Annotated in this window: 1 pseudogene; it reads right to left on the bottom strand. The window is 69.0% G+C overall.

The features are described from left to right. Positions 1-448 (bottom strand): annotated as a pseudogene (locus AC1DYG_RS19765) (ATP-dependent chaperone ClpB); the annotation flags it as partial.

The raw sequence follows: 448 nt of genomic DNA, 5'->3' as shown, positions 1-448 counted from the left end.
CTGCCCCAGCTTCTCGCGGGCGTCCGCGAGCTCCTGCCGCAGCTTGGCGAGCCGCGCCTTCGACGCCTCGTCGGTCTCCTTGGCCAGCGCCATCTCCTCGATCTCCAGCCGGCGCACGATCCGCTCGATCTCGTCGATCTCGACGGGCCGCGAGTCGATCTCCATCCGCAGCCGCGACGCGGCCTCGTCGACCAGGTCGATGGCCTTGTCCGGCAGGAACCGGGAGGTGATGTACCGGTCCGAAAGGGTCGCCGCCGCAACGAGAGCGGAGTCGGTGATGCGCACGCCGTGGTGCACCTCGTAGCGCTCCTTGAGACCGCGCAGGATGCCGACGGTGTCCTCCACCGACGGCTCCCCGACCAGCACCTGCTGGAAACGGCGTTCGAGCGCCGCGTCCTTCTCGATGTACTTGCGGTACTCCTCGAGGGTGGTCGCACCGACCATGCGC

It is taken from the genome of Pedococcus sp. P1_H8 (assembly GCF_056405175.1).
This window is presented reverse-complemented; position numbering and strand designations above follow the sequence as displayed.